The 16847-nt window shown below is 71.4% G+C and carries 15 protein-coding genes; 11 read left to right on the top strand and 4 right to left on the bottom strand.

The window, feature by feature from the left end:
- Window positions 1–129: 129 nt before the first annotated feature.
- On the bottom strand, window positions 130–1203 hold the full coding sequence (locus tag D3273_RS18760) for a substrate-binding domain-containing protein (RefSeq protein ID WP_129228427.1): 1074 nt from the start codon (window positions 1201–1203) through the stop codon (window positions 130–132).
- Window positions 1204–1403: 200 nt separating this feature from the next.
- Here D3273_RS18760 and D3273_RS18755 point away from each other — a divergent pair, with 200 nt between their 5' ends.
- Genes D3273_RS18755 through D3273_RS18740 form a run of 4 tightly spaced genes read left to right on the top strand, consistent with a single transcriptional unit; the run spans window position 1404 to window position 5121 of the window.
- Window positions 1404–2498, top strand: coding sequence for an aryl-sulfate sulfotransferase (locus tag D3273_RS18755; RefSeq protein ID WP_245501267.1), 1095 nt, complete (start codon window positions 1404–1406; stop codon window positions 2496–2498).
- Entirely contained in the window at window positions 2489–3325 is an 837-nt protein-coding gene (locus tag D3273_RS18750; RefSeq protein WP_129228425.1) for an ABC transporter permease, read from the top strand. The genes D3273_RS18755 and D3273_RS18750 overlap by 10 nt, the downstream gene beginning before the upstream one ends.
- Complete coding sequence (locus D3273_RS18745) at window positions 3322–4107, top strand: ABC transporter ATP-binding protein (RefSeq protein ID WP_129228424.1); 786 nt, start codon at window positions 3322–3324, stop codon at window positions 4105–4107. Before D3273_RS18750 ends, D3273_RS18745 begins: the two co-directional genes overlap by 4 nt.
- Before the next feature lie 18 nt (window positions 4108–4125).
- On the top strand, window positions 4126–5121 hold the full coding sequence (locus D3273_RS18740) for an ABC transporter substrate-binding protein (protein WP_129228423.1): 996 nt from the start codon (window positions 4126–4128) through the stop codon (window positions 5119–5121).
- Between the two features lie 354 nt (window positions 5122–5475).
- Here D3273_RS18740 and D3273_RS18735 read toward each other — a convergent pair whose 3' ends face one another.
- The 3 genes from D3273_RS18735 to D3273_RS18725 form a co-directional block, all read right to left on the bottom strand.
- A complete protein-coding gene (locus tag D3273_RS18735) occupies window positions 5476–5664 on the bottom strand; it encodes a hypothetical protein (RefSeq protein ID WP_129228422.1) in 189 nt (62 codons plus the stop codon).
- A 206-nt stretch (window positions 5665–5870) separates the two neighbouring features.
- Window positions 5871–7163, bottom strand: a complete 1293-nt coding sequence (rhaI, locus tag D3273_RS18730) for an L-rhamnose catabolism isomerase (RefSeq protein WP_129228421.1) — start codon at window positions 7161–7163, stop codon at window positions 5871–5873.
- Window positions 7164–7227: 64 nt separating this feature from the next.
- A complete protein-coding gene (locus tag D3273_RS18725) occupies window positions 7228–9327 on the bottom strand; it encodes a bifunctional rhamnulose-1-phosphate aldolase/short-chain dehydrogenase (protein ID WP_129228420.1) in 2100 nt (699 codons plus the stop codon).
- A gap of 210 nt (window positions 9328–9537) precedes the next feature.
- Here D3273_RS18725 and D3273_RS18720 point away from each other — a divergent pair, with 210 nt between their 5' ends.
- The 7 genes from D3273_RS18720 to D3273_RS18690 all read left to right on the top strand — a co-directional run bounded on the left by D3273_RS18720 (window position 9538) and on the right by D3273_RS18690 (window position 16847).
- A complete protein-coding gene (locus D3273_RS18720; RefSeq protein ID WP_129228419.1) occupies window positions 9538–10359 on the top strand; it encodes a DeoR/GlpR family DNA-binding transcription regulator in 822 nt (273 codons plus the stop codon).
- A gap of 61 nt (window positions 10360–10420) precedes the next feature.
- Window positions 10421–11434: a rhamnose ABC transporter substrate-binding protein gene (rhaS, locus tag D3273_RS18715; protein WP_129228418.1), complete on the top strand. Its 1014-nt coding sequence runs from the start codon at window positions 10421–10423 to the stop codon at window positions 11432–11434.
- Between the two features lie 48 nt (window positions 11435–11482).
- Window positions 11483–13048: a sugar ABC transporter ATP-binding protein gene (locus tag D3273_RS18710; RefSeq protein ID WP_129228417.1), complete on the top strand. Its 1566-nt coding sequence runs from the start codon at window positions 11483–11485 to the stop codon at window positions 13046–13048.
- 65 nt (window positions 13049–13113) lie between these two features.
- Window positions 13114–14088, top strand: a complete 975-nt coding sequence (locus D3273_RS18705) for an ABC transporter permease (RefSeq protein WP_129228455.1) — start codon at window positions 13114–13116, stop codon at window positions 14086–14088.
- Window positions 14089–14092: 4 nt separating this feature from the next.
- The gene (locus D3273_RS18700; RefSeq protein WP_129228416.1) at window positions 14093–15118 is read left to right on the top strand and encodes an ABC transporter permease; all 1026 of its coding nucleotides are present in this window, start codon (window positions 14093–14095) and stop codon (window positions 15116–15118) included.
- On the top strand, window positions 15115–15465 hold the full coding sequence (locus D3273_RS18695; RefSeq protein ID WP_129228415.1) for an L-rhamnose mutarotase: 351 nt from the start codon (window positions 15115–15117) through the stop codon (window positions 15463–15465). Before D3273_RS18700 ends, D3273_RS18695 begins: the two co-directional genes overlap by 4 nt.
- Complete coding sequence (locus D3273_RS18690; protein ID WP_165359566.1) at window positions 15462–16847, top strand: FGGY-family carbohydrate kinase; 1386 nt, start codon at window positions 15462–15464, stop codon at window positions 16845–16847. Before D3273_RS18695 ends, D3273_RS18690 begins: the two co-directional genes overlap by 4 nt.

Raw genomic sequence — 16847 nt, 5'->3', positions numbered from 1 at the left:
AGCGAGGCCGGCACCCGCATCGCGAAGCCGTCATGTGGACGTCGCAGGGCGCATCTCCGACGGATCACGCCGTGCGGGCGGCCGCACGCCTTCGCACCGGCCACCCGTCAGCCTGTTCGATCGCCGCCATCATGCCCTTTGCGACGACCCGCGCACCATGAGCCGCGCATCGGGCGCCGCCGCCGAGCCGCGCGAGCCCCCTTCGATGCGGTCCAGCAGCAGCGCGACCGCGGCGGCCGCGACGGCGTCGAGCTGGAGGTCGACGGCCGTGAGCCCGGGCGACGCGGTCCGGGCCAGGATGCCGTCGTAGCGCGTGACGACCCGCACCCGCCCGGGGACGGGGACGCCCAATTCGGCCAGGGCCGACAAGGCCCCGATCGCGAAGGCGTCGACCGGCGCGCAGATCGCATCGGTGTCCGGGTGGAGCCGCATGAGTTCCAGGGTGGCGGCCCGCCCCGCTGCGATACCGGCCGCCTCGTCGAGGCGCATCACCACGGGCGGCGCGCCGCGCGACGCCGAAAACGCGCGATGGACCGCCTCGCCCTCGACGTGCGAGGTGCGCCGCGCCGCGCCGACCATGAGGGCGATCCGGGTGGAGCCCTGCGCCGCGAGATGGTCCAGCAGCAGCCGCATCGTGTCGCCTGAGCGCAGGTCGACGGAGGCGACCCCCGCCGTGGCGCCGTCCGGGGGCCGCCCGATCGTCACGACGGGTATGCGGCGGCGCAGGAGCCGCGCCAGTTCGGGGTCCTCGGCGGCGGGCTCGACCAGGAGGGCGCCGTCGACCTGCAGGCGATCGATCAGCGGCGTCGCGGCATCGACCGGCCCGCGCTCGACCGAGGGCACCAGCACGAGCGCCAGCCCGCGCTCCAGCGCCGCCGCGGCAGCCGCGGCGGCGATCTCCATCAGGAAGCCGAGGCGCGACGCGCCGCCCGACACGCCGGCCGGCATGGAGGACAGGATCGCGATGGCGTCGGCCCGCCCGGTCCTCAAGCCGCGCGCCCGCGCGTCTGGAACGTAGCCGAGCCGCTCCGCCGCCTCCGCGATCCGTCGCCGCGTGCCCGCTTCCACGGGGCGTCGACCGCTCATCGCATGCGACACGGTCGTGGCCGACACGCCTGCGGCTTTCGCCACATCCACGATGGATACCCGGCAGGCCCGTGAAACCTGACGCTGTTCTGATCTATCTGCTTGCCGACTAGTCATCGAGGCTGCCCGCTGTACTCGCGTGAAGCTCATAATTTGCGCCCCGCGCGCGCTTGACCGGATGCACTCTGTCCGTGTCTGATCCCGATAGCAAATCGATTTGCAAGCGGGGCTGGACCGATGGGTCCGAAGGCGTCGCCGCTCACCTCGAGGTTGGAACGATGGCGTCTCATCATCACGCGGGCGGCCAAATCGATCAGGTGACCGACCGCCGCCGCGGCACCGGCCTCGTGGCGCTCGACCGCGCACGAAGCTTCGGCGGCTACACCCTCGTGGCACCGCAGACGGGCGGCGGCAGGGTCTACCTCGTCGACATCGACGGTACGGTCGCGCATGAGTGGGCCCTTCCGGTGCGCCCCGGCCGTCATGCCGTGCTGCTGCCCAACGGCAACCTCGGTTACAACGGCAGCCATCCGGATTCTCCCGAGATCTACCCCGCCTGGCCGCTGTGGCACGGGGGGCTGTTCCTCGAGGTGACGCCGAAGGGCGAGGTCGTCTGGCAGCACGAGGACCTCGGCCACCACCACGACGCCCAATGGCTCGACGACGGCAGCCTGCTCTACACCGTGGCCGAGCCCATGCCGGCCGAGGCTGCCCGCCGCGTCGCGGGCGGCTCGTCGCGCAACGACCTGCCGGACGGCACGGTCTACGGCGACGTCGTCAAGCAGGTTGACCGCGCCGGGCGGACGATCTGGGAATGGCGATCCTGGGAGCACCTCGACCCCGCCGATTATCCCATCCACCCGATCTTCGACCGCTATCACTGGCCGTTGATCAACGGCGTCGGCACGACGCGCGGCGGCCTCGTGCTGATGAGCCTGCGCACGACCTCGGGCGTGCTCGGGGTCGAGCGCGCCACCGGTGCCGTGGCGTGGGCGATCCGGCACGACACGGTGGCGCAGCAACACACGCCCGTGGAATTGCCGTCCGGCGCCATCTTGGTCTTCGACAACGGCAACCTGCGCCCGGGCGTCACCTCGCCCCATTCCCGCGTCATCGAGGTCGAGCCCGGCACCGGCGAAGTGGTCTGGCAGTATGTCGACCCGATGCGGCCCGCCTTCTTCGCCCCCTACATGGGCAGTGCCCAGCGCCTGCCGAACGGCAACACGCTGGTCTGCGAGTCGCCCTTCGGCCGCCTGTTCGAGGTGACGCCGGGGGGCGACACGGTGTGGGACTACGTGATGCCCTGGTTCGCCGAATATCCGGAGGGCGGCGCGCGACGCTATGCCGGGGGCCTGCAGAACAGCACCTTCCGGGCTTATCGCTACGCGAAGGAGCAGATCCCATGGCTGTGAGCGGGGACGCCCGGCCAGCGCCCCGCCCGCGAACGCGCGGCGCCGTCTACCCCGCCCTGTTCCGCCACGCCCGGGCGCCCGCCCTCGCGCTCGGCCGTGTGCTGCTGTCGCTCGGCATCGTCGGGGCGGTCTGGGCGGCGGTGTCGGCCTCCGGCGTTTTCCCCGACATCATCTTCCCCTCGCCTGGCAGCGTGTGGGACGCGGCGCGCGAACTCTACGACGATAGATTGCTGCTGCCCGACCTCGGCATCTCCATGGGCCGGGCCGCCACGGGCTTCGCGCTCGGGGCCGGCCTCGGCGTCGGGGTCGGGCTGCTCACGGGCCGCACACGGGTTTTCCGGGCATTGTTCAACCCGTTCCTCACCCTTCTGCGACCCATCCCGGCCATCGCGCTCGTCCCGGTCGCCATCGTGTGGTTCGGCATCGGCGAGGGATCCAAATATTTCGTCATCGCCTATACGGTGTTCCTCACCGTGTGGTTCAACACCCACAACGGGATGCAATATGTGCCCGAGGTTTATATCCGAGCGTCGCGCTCGCTCGGCGCCTCGCGGACGCGTGAATTCTGTGCCGTGGTGGTGCCGGCCGCAGCACCCCACATCGTGGCCGGCATCCGGCTCGGCGTGGCGCTGGCCTTCCTGAGCCTCGTCGCGGCCGAACTGACCGGCGCTTCGTCCGGCCTCGGCTACCGGTTGCAGGAAGCACGGCAGTACATCCGCACCGATCGCATGTTCGCCATCCTGATCGAACTCGGCCTCGTGGGGGCGCTGATCGACCTCGTGGTCGGGGCGGTCGCGCGCCGCATCGTGCACTGGGAGGGCGTATGACGGCGGCCCGCGGCCACGTCGCCATCGAGGGCGTCGAGATCCGCTTCGGCGCGGGGCGGCGCACGACGGTGGCGCTCGCCTCCACCGACATGGTGCTGCGCCCAGGCACCTTCACGGCGCTGGTGGGGCCTTCGGGCTGCGGGAAGTCGACGCTGCTCAACGCGGTCGGCGGCTTCACGGCGCCCACCGCGGGGCGGATCGTCATCGACGGTGTCGAGGTGGCGGGGCCGGACCCCGAGGTCGGCGTCGTGTTCCAGGCCTACGGCCTGTTCCCCTGGTTCACGGCGCTCGGCAACGTGAAGTTCGCGCTGAAGCGGCTGGACCTCGGCCGCGCCGAATTGGACAAGCGTGCCCTGCACTGCTTGGCCGAGGTGGGGCTCGGCGGCCACGCCCACCATTTTCCGGCGCAGCTGTCGGGGGGCATGAGGCAGCGCGTCGCCATCGCGCGGACGCTGGCGGGCGAGCCCAAGGTCCTGCTGATGGACGAGCCCTTCGGGGCGCTCGATGCGCAGACCCGCTTCAGCATGCACGAACTGCTGCTGCGCGTGTGGGGAGTCCATGGCGCCACCGTGCTGTTCGTGACCCACGACGTCGATGAAGCGCTGTTGCTGGCCGACACGGTCCACGTCATGTCGGCCGGACCGGGCCGGGTGATCCGCTCCTACACGGTCGACGTGCCGCGCCCGCGTTCGGCGGCGCGGTTCGATGCTGCACTCGTCGACATCCGGGCCGAGATCCTGGATCTGCTGCGCCCCCCGCCGATCCCCGCCGACGCCGCCTGAACCTTTCGGAGCCCGCCCATGTCGCCTTCGCACCGTCTCCTACGCACGGCCCTGCTGGCCGGCGCGCTCGTCCTCGCGGCGGCCACCGCCCAGGCCGCCACGGCGCTGACCTTCGCCTGGACGCCGAACCCACAGACGCCCCAGGTCGACGTCGCGATCGACCGAAAGCTGTTCGAGAAGGCCGGCCTCGATGTGAAGCTGGTCACCTTCCCGAGCGGGCGCGAGGCCTTCGAGGCGCTGCTCGGCGGTCAGGTGGACCTCGCCTTCGCGACCGAGTTTCCGGCCGCCACCGGCGCCATGCGAGGCCAGAGCTTCGGTGTCGTGGCCGATCTTTCGCGCTACCGCGGCAGCCGGCTCGTCGCGTCCTCGGCGGCGATGCCGCTCGCGTCCGCGGACGACCTCGCGGGCCGGCGCATCGGCGTCACGCTGGGCACCAACATGGACTACTTCACCAGCCTGTTGCTGGCCGACGCCAAGGTGAAGGCCGATGTGGTCAATGCCGGCCCTTCCGATCTGCTGCCGGCTCTGGTGCGGGGCGATATCGCCGCGGCGGCACCTTTCCCGACCTTCTACGCCGCCATCAAGGGCACGCTCGGCCCGAAGTACGAGGAGCTGCGATCGGATCGATACGTGGTCCACAATCTCGTCATGGCCTCCGGCGCGACGCTGTCCGGCAAGGGCGAGGCGCTCCGCGCCTTCCTGGGTGCACTGGTCGATGCCGACGCCGCCATCGCGGCCGATGCCCCCGCCGTCCAGGCCATGGTGGCGGGTCACATGCAGTCCGCCATGGGACAGGGCGCTGGGGCGCGGGACACCGTCGCCGACACGTTCCGCGACCTCGACGCCCACGTGGAGCTGAAGCGCAGTTTGCTCGACTTGATGGTCGACGAGGGTGGATGGCTTGTCGGGCGCAAGCTGGTGAAGGCCAAGCCGCTGACCGCCGCCACGATGCGCCCGACCCTCGCCGATGCGCCGCTGCGCGCCGTGTCGCCGGGCTCGGTGGACCTGCCCTGACGGCTCGTCACGCTTCGCATGGAGCGGGTCCGGGCGCCCCCGGATCGTCCGGCGGACAGGGCGTGATCGTTCCACGATGACCCGGCTCCACCAACGCCGCGGCGACGACCTGCTGGTGTTGATGTCCGACCAAGCCCGCACCGTCGTGTAAGCCCTCATCCACGGCCGTGGCGTGCAGACACGGGTCGAACGGCGTCGAGGCCGCCCCGATCGCACGCGGTGCCGCCACGCGGGCCCGGCATCCCGGGCTCACCGCGGCGGGATGCCGGTGCTGCTCGACGACGGGCTTCACCTCCGGCGACGCGATCCGCTCGTCCAGGCTGACCGTTCCGGCCGCAAGCCCAGGCGACGGCGTCAGACCGCGATCCCGGGCAGGCGGTCGTCGAGGACCGTGTCGGGGTCCCCGTCGACGACGCGGCGGTGGCCCTCGTGGCCGGGCTTCGCTCTCCCGGGCCGGGACGGCTCGCGGCGCTCCTCGCGGTCGGTCGAGGGAGGCTCGGGCGGCGTGCGCGACGTCTCGGCCGGGCGCCGCAGTTTCGGCACCGGCTCGACCGGCGCGTCCCCGACCAGGCACTCGAGATCACCGTCGCCCGGTCACCGTCGCCCGATCACCGTGGCCCATGCCATCGGGGAACCAGCCTGCATCAGGCCGCGCGAGCCTTCATCGCACCGCGCCCCCCCCCTTCCGACGCCGCCCACCTCACGCGACCCCGTGGGTCCTGACCGCACAGGGAACATCCGCGGGCCGGTCAGGTGATGCCGCCCCCGCCCCCCTGCGCTGCGGGCCGTTCGGCCGCGACCCGCGCGCGGTAAGCACTCGCCCTGTAGGCCGCGACCGGGTCGATGGCGCCCCCGGCGTCGGCGCGGGCGCGGGCCAAGATCGGGCCGACGTCGGCGCGGAAGCCCGCCTTCAGCGTTTCGGAGGCCATCAGGGCGTCGTTCGCGCCCTGGAAAGCTTCGAGCGCGGCGCGGTCCACCAGCAGCGCCTGGGCGTAGGCGCGGCGGATCTCGTCGGCGGAGCGGATCAGGCTCTCGATCGGGTCGGAAACGTTGTGCGATTGGTCGATCATGTAGGCCGGCGCGAAGCCGGGCCCGTCCAGGTCGACGAGCTCGTTGAACACCAGGAACAGCCGGAACGGGTCGATCGAGCCCGCGTCGAGGTCGTCGTCCCCGTAGCGGGAATCGTTGAAGTGGAAGCCGCCGAGCTTGCCCGCATGGGCCAGGCGCGACACGATCATCTCGATGTTGACATTGGGCGCGTGGTGGCCGAGGTCGACCAGGCAGGCCGCCTTCGGCCCGAGGCTCTGCGCGGCGAGCAGGCTCGTGCCCCAGTCCTGCACCACGGTGGAATAGAAGGCCGGCTCGTACATCTTGTGCTCGGAGAAGAGCCTCCAGCCCTCCGGCAGGGCGGCGTAGATCTCTTCCATCGAGGCGAGGTAGCGCTCGAAGGCCCGGCCCATGTGGCTCTGGCCCGGGAAGTTCGAGCCGTCGCCGATCCACACCGTCAGGGCCTTGGAGCCCAGCGCCTCGCCGATGCGGATGCAATGGACGTTGTGGGCCACCGCCTGCGCCCGCACGGCGGGGTCGTTGTGGCTGAGCGAGCCGAACTTGTAGGACAGCGGATGGCGCGCGTCGCCCGGGTGGTCCTGGAACGTGTTGGAGTTCATCGCGTCGAAGGCGAGGCCGAGCGCCTCGGCGTGGCCGCGCAGCTCCGCCGCGGGCGCCTCGTCCCAGGGGATGTGCAGCGACACGGCGGGCGTGGCGCGGCCGAGCTGCTGGATCACGGCGCAGTCGTCGAGCTTCTGGAACACGCCCCGCGGCTCGCCGGGACCGGGGAAGCGGGCGAAGCGGGTGCCGCCCGTGCCGACGCCCCAGGACGGGACCGCCACCGTGAAGGCCGCCACCCTGGCCGTGACGGCGTCGATGTCGACCCCGCCCCGCGCGAGGCGGGAGCCCAGCGCGTCGTAGTCCTCGGCGAGCGCCCGCGCGCGGGGTGCGTTGTGGCGCGCGACGAGGTCGGGGTCGATCGGCAGGCCGGACATGGTGCGTCTCCTCGGTCGTCTTCTCTGTCCCGCCCCCCGCGCCGGCGCCGGGGGCGGGCCGTGCTCACCGCGTGAAGGACTGGGCGTTCCCGGCGTCGACGTTGAGGATGTTGCCGGTCGACTTCGCGGACAGGTCGGAGGCCAGGAAGTAGGTCGCCTCCGCGATGTCCTCGGGCAACACCGAGCGCTTCAGCATGGAACGCTTCCTGTAATGGTCCTCGAGTTCGTCGCCGCTCATCTTGTAGGCGGCGGCGCGCTGCTCGCGCCATTCGCCGGTCCAGATCTTCGAGCCGCGCAGCACGGCGTCCGGGTTCACGACGTTGACGCGGATGCCGGCGTCCGCGCCTTCGAGCGCGAGGCAGCGCGCGAGGTGGATCTCGGCGGCCTTGGCGGTGCAGTAGGCCGACGCGTTGGGCGAGGCCGCGAGCCCGTTCTTCGAGGCCACGAACACCAGGGCGCCGCCGAGCTTCTGCACCCGCATCAGCCGGAACGCTTCGCGCGACACCAGGAAGTAGCCCTTGGCCAGGATGTCCATGTTGCGGTCCCACATGGCGACGCTGGTGGTCTCGACCGGCTCCGACGACGCGATGCCGGCATTGGACACCAGGATGTCGAGGCCGCCGAACTCCGTCACGGCCTCGGCGAAGCCGGCGATGACGGCGTCCTCCCGCGTCACGTCGAGCGTCACGGCGCGGACCTGGTCGCGGCCGTAGGCCTTGGCGAACTCGGCCTCGGTGCGGGTCAGCGCCTCGGCGTCGATGTCGGCCAGCACGACGCAGGCGCCTTCCGCCATCAACCGGCCCGCCACGGCGCGGCCGATGCCGCCGGCTCCGCCCGTGACCAGGGCGACGCGGCCGGCGAGCCCCTTCGGCTTCGGCATGCGTTGGAGCTTGGCCTCCTCGAGGAGCCAGTATTCGATGTCGAAGGCTTCCTGCTCGGGCAGCCCCACATAGGTGTCGACCGCCGAGGCGCCGCGCATCACGTTGATGGCGTTGACGTAGAACTCGCCGGCGATGCGGGCGGTGGCCTTGTCGCGCGCGAACGTGATCATGCCGACCCCCGGCACGAGATAGACCACGGCGTTGCCGTCCCGCACCGCCGGGCTGTCGGGATGCTTCGAGCGCTCGTAATAGGCCTCGTAGTCCGTCCGGTACGCCGCCACCGCGGCGTCGAGCCCGCCCAGCACCGCGTCGACCGAGCCGGTGGCGGGGTCGAACTCGAGCACCAGCGGGCGGATCTTGGTGCGCAGGAAGTGGTCGGGGCAGCTCGTGCCCAGCGCCGCCAAGCTCCGGAACTCCCGCGAGTTCACGAACTGCAGCACGGCCGCGCCGTCGTCGAAATGGCCGACCTTGCGCTCGTCCGCTCCGATGCGGGCGCGGATCTCCGGCATCAGCCGCGCCGCGAAGGCGCGGCGCGCCTCGGGAGCGAGGCTTTCGACCGCGGCGCCGCCGAAGGGCGCCCGGCCGGCCGTCTGCGCGTCGAACCAGGCGATCGCCTTGTTGATGATGCGCAGCGTGGTCTCGTAGCAGGACTTCGCGTCCTCGCCCCAGGTGAACAGCCCGTGGCTTTCCAGCACCACGCCCTTGGCGTCGGGGTTCTCGCGGGCGAAGCGCGACAGCATCAGCCCGAGCTCGAAGCCCGGACGGCGCCACGGCAGCCAGCCGATCTCGTCGCCGTAGATCGCCTTCGTGATCTCGCGGCTGTTGCGCGTCGCCGCGACGGCGATCACGGCATCGGGATGCATGTGGTCGACGTGGCGGAAGGGCAGGTAGGCGTGCAGCGGCGTGTCGATCGAGGCCGCGCGGGCATTCAGCGCGAAGGTGCAGTGGGGCAGGTAGCCCACCATCTCGTCCTCGTGATCGGGGCCGCGGTAGATGTCGTGGAGCTGGCGCAGCTTGTCCATGTAGAGCGTGGCGAAGCCGTCGAGCCGGATGGTCCCCACGTCGCCGCCGGAGCCCTTCACCCACAGCACCTCGACGTCCCGGCCCGTCAGCGGATCCCGGGCCGTCACCTTCGCCGACGTGTTGCCGCCGCCGTAGTTCGTGATGCGCTTGTCGGCGCCGAGCAGGTTCGAGCGGTAGAGCAGGAGGCCGGGCTCGTCGAGGCTGGCGGCCTTCGCGTCGTCCCAGCGATCCTCGAGGAGCCGTTGGCCAGCGTCCGACATGATATGCCTCCCGGGATGGTCCGGTCGCGCCGCGACCGCTTGGAGGTGCCGCCGCGCGGCATCCTCTTTCGCTCACTTCATGGCAGAGCCGGTCAAGTCGTGTCAATTACGCGCCCGCAGCAATCCATCTTGCGATGCAATATGATTGAACTTGCGCGAACCTGTTGACGAGGCCTGGCCGACCCGGTAGATCGTGAGGCGGAGGAACCGATGCACGAGCGCGAACGCCACCGCATCATCTTGGATCTGCTCGACGGCCGCGGCGTCGTCACCGTGGGCGACTTCGCGTCCGCCACCGGTGGATCGGAAGCGACGGTGCGGCGCGATCTCGCGGCCTTGGCCGCGCAGGGCCGGCTCCGGAAGCTCCGGGGCGGCGCCGAAGCGCTCCAGCCTCCCCCCGCCACACCGCCGAACCTCGTGGCGCTGAACACGCCGGGGGGCGGCGCGGGCCCGAACCTGCTGGAGAAGCGCGCCATCGGGCGGGCCGCGGTCGACCTTTGCGCCGACGGCGACGCCATCATCGTCAACGGCGGCACCACGACGTTCCAGATGGTGCACGCGCTCGCGAACCTGCGGCTGCAGGTGCTCACCAACTCCTTTTCGGTGGCCGAGCACCTGCTCCGCCACTCCCATTGCACGGTGATGCTCCCTTCGGGCACGGTGTACCGCGAACAGAACATCATCCTCAGCCCGTTCGAGGACGACGGCACCGTGCACTTCAGGGCGCGCCGCATGTTCATGGGGGCCATGGGCCTGTCGACGCTCGGCATCATGGAGCAGGACGGACTCATCATCGCGTCCGAGCAGCGCCTGATGCGCCAGGCCGACGAGCTCGTCCTGCTCGTCGATGCCACCAAGTTCCGGGCCCAATCCTCCATGATCCTGGCGCCGCTCGCCCGCGTCACCCGCATCATCACGGACAGCCGGATCACCGCCGACGACCGCCGCATGGTGGAGGCCGCCGGCGTCGACCTGATCGTCGCCGACCCGCATCGGCCGTCCGATCAACATCGATCAACGTCGACCGCGTAACCGCGCAGCATCGCGCGGAGTGGACGACGGCTGAAGCCGCACACTGAATGGGAGGAACCACATGACGCGTCTGAGGACCTTAGCGCTGTCCGCCGCCCTCGCGGGCACCACCGCCCTCGCCGGCGCCTTCGCGGGCGCTTCCGCCGCCCGGGCCGCGGAGGTGAAGATCGCCCTCGTGGCGAAGTCGCTCGGCAACGGCTTCTTCGAAGCCGCCGACAAGGGCGCCGAGGAAGCCGCGAAGCAGATCGGCGACGTCAAGATCGTCTACACCGGCCCCACCACCACGACGGCGGAAGGGCAGATCGAGGTCGTCAACAGCCTGATCTCGCAGAAGGTGGACGCCATCGCGATCTCGGCGAACGACAAGGACGCGCTGGTGCCCGTGCTGAAGCGCGCCATGGCGCGCGGCATCAAGGTCGTGTCCTGGGACTCGGCCGTGAGCTCCGAAGGGCGCATGGCGCACCTCAACCCGTCGTCCAACGCGCTGATCGGCAACATGCTCGACAAGCTCGCCGCCGACGCGCTCCCGGACGGCAAGGGCAAGATCGCCATCCTGTCGGCCACCGCCACCTCGACGAACCAGAACACTTGGATCGCCGAGATGAAGAAGGGCTTGCCGAAGTACCCCGGCCTCGACCTCGTCGCGACGGTCTACGGCGACGACCTTTCGGACAAGAGCTACCGCGAAACGCAGGGGCTGCTGCAGACCCACCCGGACGTGAAGGTGATCGTGGCGCCGACCTCGGTCGGCATCGTCGCCGCCGCCCAGGCCGTGAAGGACGCCGGCAAGGTCGGCCAGGTCTTCGTCACCGGGCTCGGCCTGCCTTCCGAGATGGCGGGCGCGGTCCATTCGGGCGCCACGAAGAGCTTCGCGATCTGGAATCCCATCGACCTCGGCTACTCGGCCACCTACCTGGCCTACGACCTCGTCAAGGGCGAGAAGGCCGCCCCCGGCGCCGAGCTGTCCCTGGGCCGCATGGGCAAGGTGAAGCTCGACGACGGCGACGAGGGCGCGATGGCCGATCCCTTCGTCTACGACAGCTCCAACGTCGACAAGTTCGCCAAGGTGTTCTGAACCGACACGCCCCTCCCCCCGCTTCGCGGAGGGAGGAACCACACCACCATGGGAGCGCGTGCCTTGTCCTCCGTCCTCCGGTTCACCCCGCCGCGCGACGACGCTGCCGCGCTTCCAGCGCCGCTGCTCGAGCTCCGCGGCGTGTCCAAGGTTTTCCCCGGCGTGAGGGCGCTCGACGGCGTCGACCTGACCTTGCGGCCCGGCCGCGTCACCGCGCTGGTGGGCGAGAACGGCGCCGGCAAGTCGACGCTGGTGAAGATCCTCACGGGCATCCACCGACCCGACGGCGGCGAGATCCGCGTCAAGGGCGCGCCGGTCGCCTTCGCGTCGCCGCAGGACGCGGAAGCCGCCCGCATCACCGCCATCCACCAGGAAACGGTGTTGTTCGACGAGCTCACCGTGGCGGAGAACATCTACCTCGGCCATGCCCCCAAGACCCGCCTCGGCTTCGTCGACTGGCCCGCCCTGCGGGCCCGCTCCGCCGCGCTGTTGTACGGCCTCGACGCGCCGATCCGGCCGTCGACCCGGCTGAAGGACCTGTCGATCGCGCAGCGGCACCTCGTGGCCATCGCACGCGCGCTGTCGGTGGATAGCGAGGTCGTCATCATGGACGAGCCCACCGCGGCCCTGTCGCACAAGGAGGTCGACGACCTGTACCGGGTCATCGATCGCTTGAAGGGCCAGGACAAGGCCATCCTGTTCATCTCCCACAAGTTCGAGGAGCTTTACCGCATCGCGGACGATTACGCGGTGTTCCGCGACGGCCGCACCGTGGGCTCGGGCCGCATGGCCGCCATCGACCACGCCGGCCTCGTCAAACTCATGGTGGGCCGCAGCGTCGACCAGGTCTTCCCCAAGGCCCCCGCCGTCATCGGCGCGCCGGTGCTGGAGGTGGAGGGTTACTCCCATCCGACCGAGTTCGCCGCGCTGTCCTTCTCGCTGCGCCGGGGCGAGATCCTCGGCCTCTACGGCCTCGTCGGCGCGGGCCGGTCCGAGCTGTGCCAGTCGCTGTTCGGCGTCACGCCGCCCTCGGACGGCAGCGTCAGGGTCGAGGGCCGGGAGGTCCGCATCCGGTCGACGGCCGACGCCATCCGGGCCGGCATCGTCTACGTGCCGGAGGAACGCGGCCGCCATGGCGCGGTGCTGTCCATGCCCATCTTCGAGAACGCCAGCATGGGATGCCTCGGCGCCGTGTCGCGCCGCGGCTTCATCCGCTCGGCCGAGGAGTTCAAGCTCGCCCGCCACTACGCCGAGCGCTTCGACCTGCGCGCCGCCTCGCTGTCGCAACCCGTCGGCACGCTGTCGGGCGGCAACCAGCAGAAGGTCGTCATCGGGAAGTGGCTGGCCACGAAGCCCAAGGTCATCATCCTGGACGAGCCCACGAAAGGCATCGACATCGGCTCCAAATCCGCCGTGCACGCCTTCATGAGCGAGCTCGCCGGCCAGGGCCTCGCCGTCCTGATGGTGTCGTCCGAGCTGCCCGAGATCCTCGGCATGGCGGACCGGGTGATGGTGATGCGCGAAGGGCGCATGGCGGGCCTGTTCGAGCGCGCGGGCCTCACACCCGAGCTCCTGGTCGAGGCCGCCACGGGCAACGCCGGGAGCCTGCATTGAGCGCCGCTTCCCCGCCCCGCGCGCCCGACGGCGTCGACCTCCGGGCCTTCCTCGCCCGGCGCGAGATGCTGCTCGTCGTCGCCCTCGCGGCCCTCCTGGCCGTGGTGGCGACCCGCTTCCCGTCCTTCGTGACGCCCAGGAGCCTCGGCGGCGTGTTCAACGACACGTCCATCCTGATCGTCATGGCGCTCGGCCAGGCGGCGGTGATCCTGACGCGCTCGGTCGACCTGTCGGTGGCCGCCAACGTGGCGCTGACCGGCATGACGGTGGCGCTGATCGACGCGCACCACCCGGGCGTGCCGCTCGCCCTTCTGGTGGCGACGGCACTCGGCCTCGGCCTGCTGCTCGGCGCCGTCAACGGGGCTCTGGTGTGGCTGCTCGGCATCCCTCCCATCGTGGTGACGCTCGGAACGTTGACGATCTACCGCGGCCTCGCGTTCGTGCTGTCGGGTGGCGCCTGGATCAACAGCTTCCAGTTCACCCCGGCCTTCCTGTCGGTGCCGCGGGCGGAGGTGATCGGAGTGCCGGTCCTGAGCTGGACGGCGGTCGCGGCCGTCGCCTTGGCGGTCGTGGTGTTCGGCCGCACCGGCGTCGGGCGGAGCTGGTACGCGGTCGGCGGCAACCCCACCGCCGCCGTCTACGCCGGCATCGACGCCGGCCGGGCGCGCTTCCTCGCCTTCTGCTTCTCCGGCCTGCTGTCGGGCCTGTGCGGCTACCTGTGGGTCGCCCGCTACGCGGTCGCCTACGTCGATGTCGCATCGGGTTTCGAGCTCGACGTCATCGCGGCCTGCGTGATCGGCGGCGTGTCGATCGCGGGTGGCATCGGATCGGTCGGCGGCGCGGTCCTGGGAGCCCTGTTCCTGGGCACCATCAAGAACGCCCTGCCGGTCGTGAACGTGTCGCCCTTCGCCCAGATGGCGATCTCGGGCGCCATCATCATCGCCGCCGTGGCGCTGAACACCCGTGCCGAGCGCCGCCGCGGGCGGATCATCCTCCGGCCGGGGGCGTCTCGACCCGCGCCCGCCGCGGTCGCGGAGTGAAGCCATGACGCTCCAGGCCGCACCCGGGTCCGCCGTCCCGGCGCCCCGCATCCTTCCGGACCGCCTCGTGTCCCCGCTCCGCCGCTTCGCCACGAGCTGGGAAGCCCTGCTGCTCGCCGTGGCGGCGGCGGTCTTCGTCGCCAACGCCCTCGCGTCGCCCTACTTCCTCGACGTTTGGAACCTCAGCGACGCCACGTTCAACTTCACCGAGAAGTCGATCGTCGCGCTCGCCATGGCCTTCGTCATCATGGCGGGCGAGATCGACCTGTCGGTCGGCGGCATCGTGGCCCTGTGCTCCACCGCGATGGGCGAGGCGGCGGCGGCCGGGCTGGGCACGCCGGGGCTCGTCGCCGTGGGGCTGGGCGTCGGAGCGGCCTGCGGCCTGTTCAACGGGCTGCTCGTCGCGCGCCTCGGGCTGCCTTCCATCATGGCCACGATCGGCACGATGAGCCTCTACCGGGGCTTGAGCTACCTCGCGCTCGGCGACGGCGTGCTGAAGGGCTACCCGGCCGATTTCGCCTGGTTCGGCCAGGGCTACGCTTGGGGACCGCTGTCCGTCGAGTTCGCCTGCTTCCTCGCGCTGTCCGCCGTCGCCGGCGTCGCGCTGCACCGCACGGTGTTCGGCCGCGCCGTGCGCGCCATCGGCAGCAACGCCTTCGCGGCGCTGTTCTCGGGCCTGCGGGTCGGACGCATCCGCGTCGTGCTGTTCGTGCTCACCGGCCTCGCGTCCGGGCTCGCCGCCGTGATGCTGACGGGGCGGCTCGGCTCGACCCGCCCCTCGATCGCGCTCGGCTGGGAGCTCGACGTTGTCACGATCGTGGTGCTCGGCGGCGTCAGCATCCAGGGCGGCTCCGGCACGATGCCGGGCGTCGTCATCGCCGCCTTCGTGATGGGGCTCGTCACCTACGGGCTCGGGCTTCTGAACGTGCCGGGCATCGTCATGTCGATCGTGGTCGGCGCCATGCTGATCGGCACCATCGCGCTGCCGATCCTGGTCGGCCGGGCGTTGCGCCGGCGGAGGACGGCATGAGCGTCGATCCCGCCCCCCGCGACCCGAACACGCACGAGAAGCACGCCTTCGCGATGCGGCTGAAGCCCGGCTGCGCGGACGAGTACCGCCGCCGCCACGACGCGATCTGGCCCGAGCTCGCGGGGCTGCTGCGCGGGGCCGGCGTGTCGGACTATTCCATCCACCTCGAGCCCGGCACGGGCCTGCTCTTCGCCGTGCTTTGGCGGCGGCGCGACCACGCGATGGACGCCCTGCCGGATCATCCCCTGATGCGCCGCTGGTGGGTCCACATGGCCGACCTCATGGACACGGAGCCGTCGGGCGCGCCGACGGTGCTGCCCCTCGCCCCGATGTTCGACCTGCCGTGAGCGCCGCGCCTTTCCGAAGGGTCGCGGTGCTCGACGTCGGCAAGACCAACGTCAAGCTCGTCGTGGTCGACGCCGCCGAGGGCGGCGAGGTCTGGTCCCGCTCGGTGCCGAACCGCGTCCGCACCGACGACCGCTACCCGCACGCCGACATCGGCACCATCGACGCTTTCCTGGTCGACGCCCTGGCGGACGCCGCCGCCGCGGTCGGGGTCGACGCGATCTCGATCGCCACGCACGGCGCCACGGGCGCGCTGGTCGGCGCCGATGGGCTCGCCCTGCCGGTGCTCGACTACGAACACGACGGCCCCAACGCCGTCGCCGACGACTACGAGCGGTCCCGTCCCGCGTTCGACGAAACCTTCTCGCCGCGGCTGCCGGGCGGGCTGAACCTCGGCGCCCAGCTGTTCTGGCAGGCGAGGGCCTTCCCCGACGCGGTCGCCCGCGCCTCCGCCTTCCTGACCTACCCGCAATATTGGGCGTGGCGCCTGACCGGCGTCGCCGCCACCGAGGCGACCTCGCTCGGCTGCCACACCGACCTGTGGGCGCCGGGTCTGGGCACCTTTTCGTCGCTCGTCGGCCGCATGGGATGGGGCGGCCTGATGGCGCCGGTGCGCTCCGCTTTCGACGTCCTCGGGCCGCTGCGGCCCGCGGTCGCGTCCCGCGTCGGCCTCCGCTCCGCCGTGCCGGTCTGCTGCGGCGTCCACGACTCCAACGCGTCCCTGCTGCCGCACATCCAGCACCGGACCGGCCCCCAGGCGATCGTGTCGACGGGGACCTGGGTCGTCGCCTTTGCGGTCGGCGGCGCGCTTCACCGGCTCGACGCGTCGCGGGACATGCTGGCCAACGTCGACGCCCACGGCCGGCCCGTGCCCTCCGCCCGTTTCATGGGCGGGCGCGAGTTCGACAGGCTGACCGAGGGGCGGGCAGAGGTGCCCGACGCGGCCTGCGTGGCGTCGGTGCTGGAGCGGCGTGTGATGGCCTGGCCGGGCTTCGCGCCCGGCAGCGGCCCCTTCCCGGTCGCGGCGGGCCGCTGGTCGACCGATCCGGCGAGCTTGTCCGCGCCGGAGCGGACGGCGGCGGCCAGCCTCTACGCAGCGCTGATGACGGCGACCTGCCTCGACCTGCTCGGCGCGGCGGGGAGCACCACCGTCGAGGGCCCCTTCGCCCGCAACGCGCTGTTCCTCGACGCCCTGGCACGGCTCACCGATCGCCCGGTGCTGGTCTCGCCCGGCGCGACCGGCACGAGCTCCGGCGCCGCCGGCCTCTTCGCCGGCCCGGGGAAGCACGAACCCTACCCGGCGACGCTGGTCGATCGAAGGTCTTTTTCGGACGCGAGCTTCAGCGATTACGCGGCTCGATGGCGGGAGCGCGCCGGGAGCTGA

This window comes from Lichenibacterium minor (genome assembly GCF_004137685.1).
In the GTDB taxonomy this organism is placed as follows: Bacteria; Pseudomonadota; Alphaproteobacteria; order Rhizobiales; family Beijerinckiaceae; genus Lichenihabitans; species Lichenihabitans minor.
Note: the sequence above shows the minus strand (reverse complement) of the source record. Positions and strands in the feature narration are given on the sequence as shown.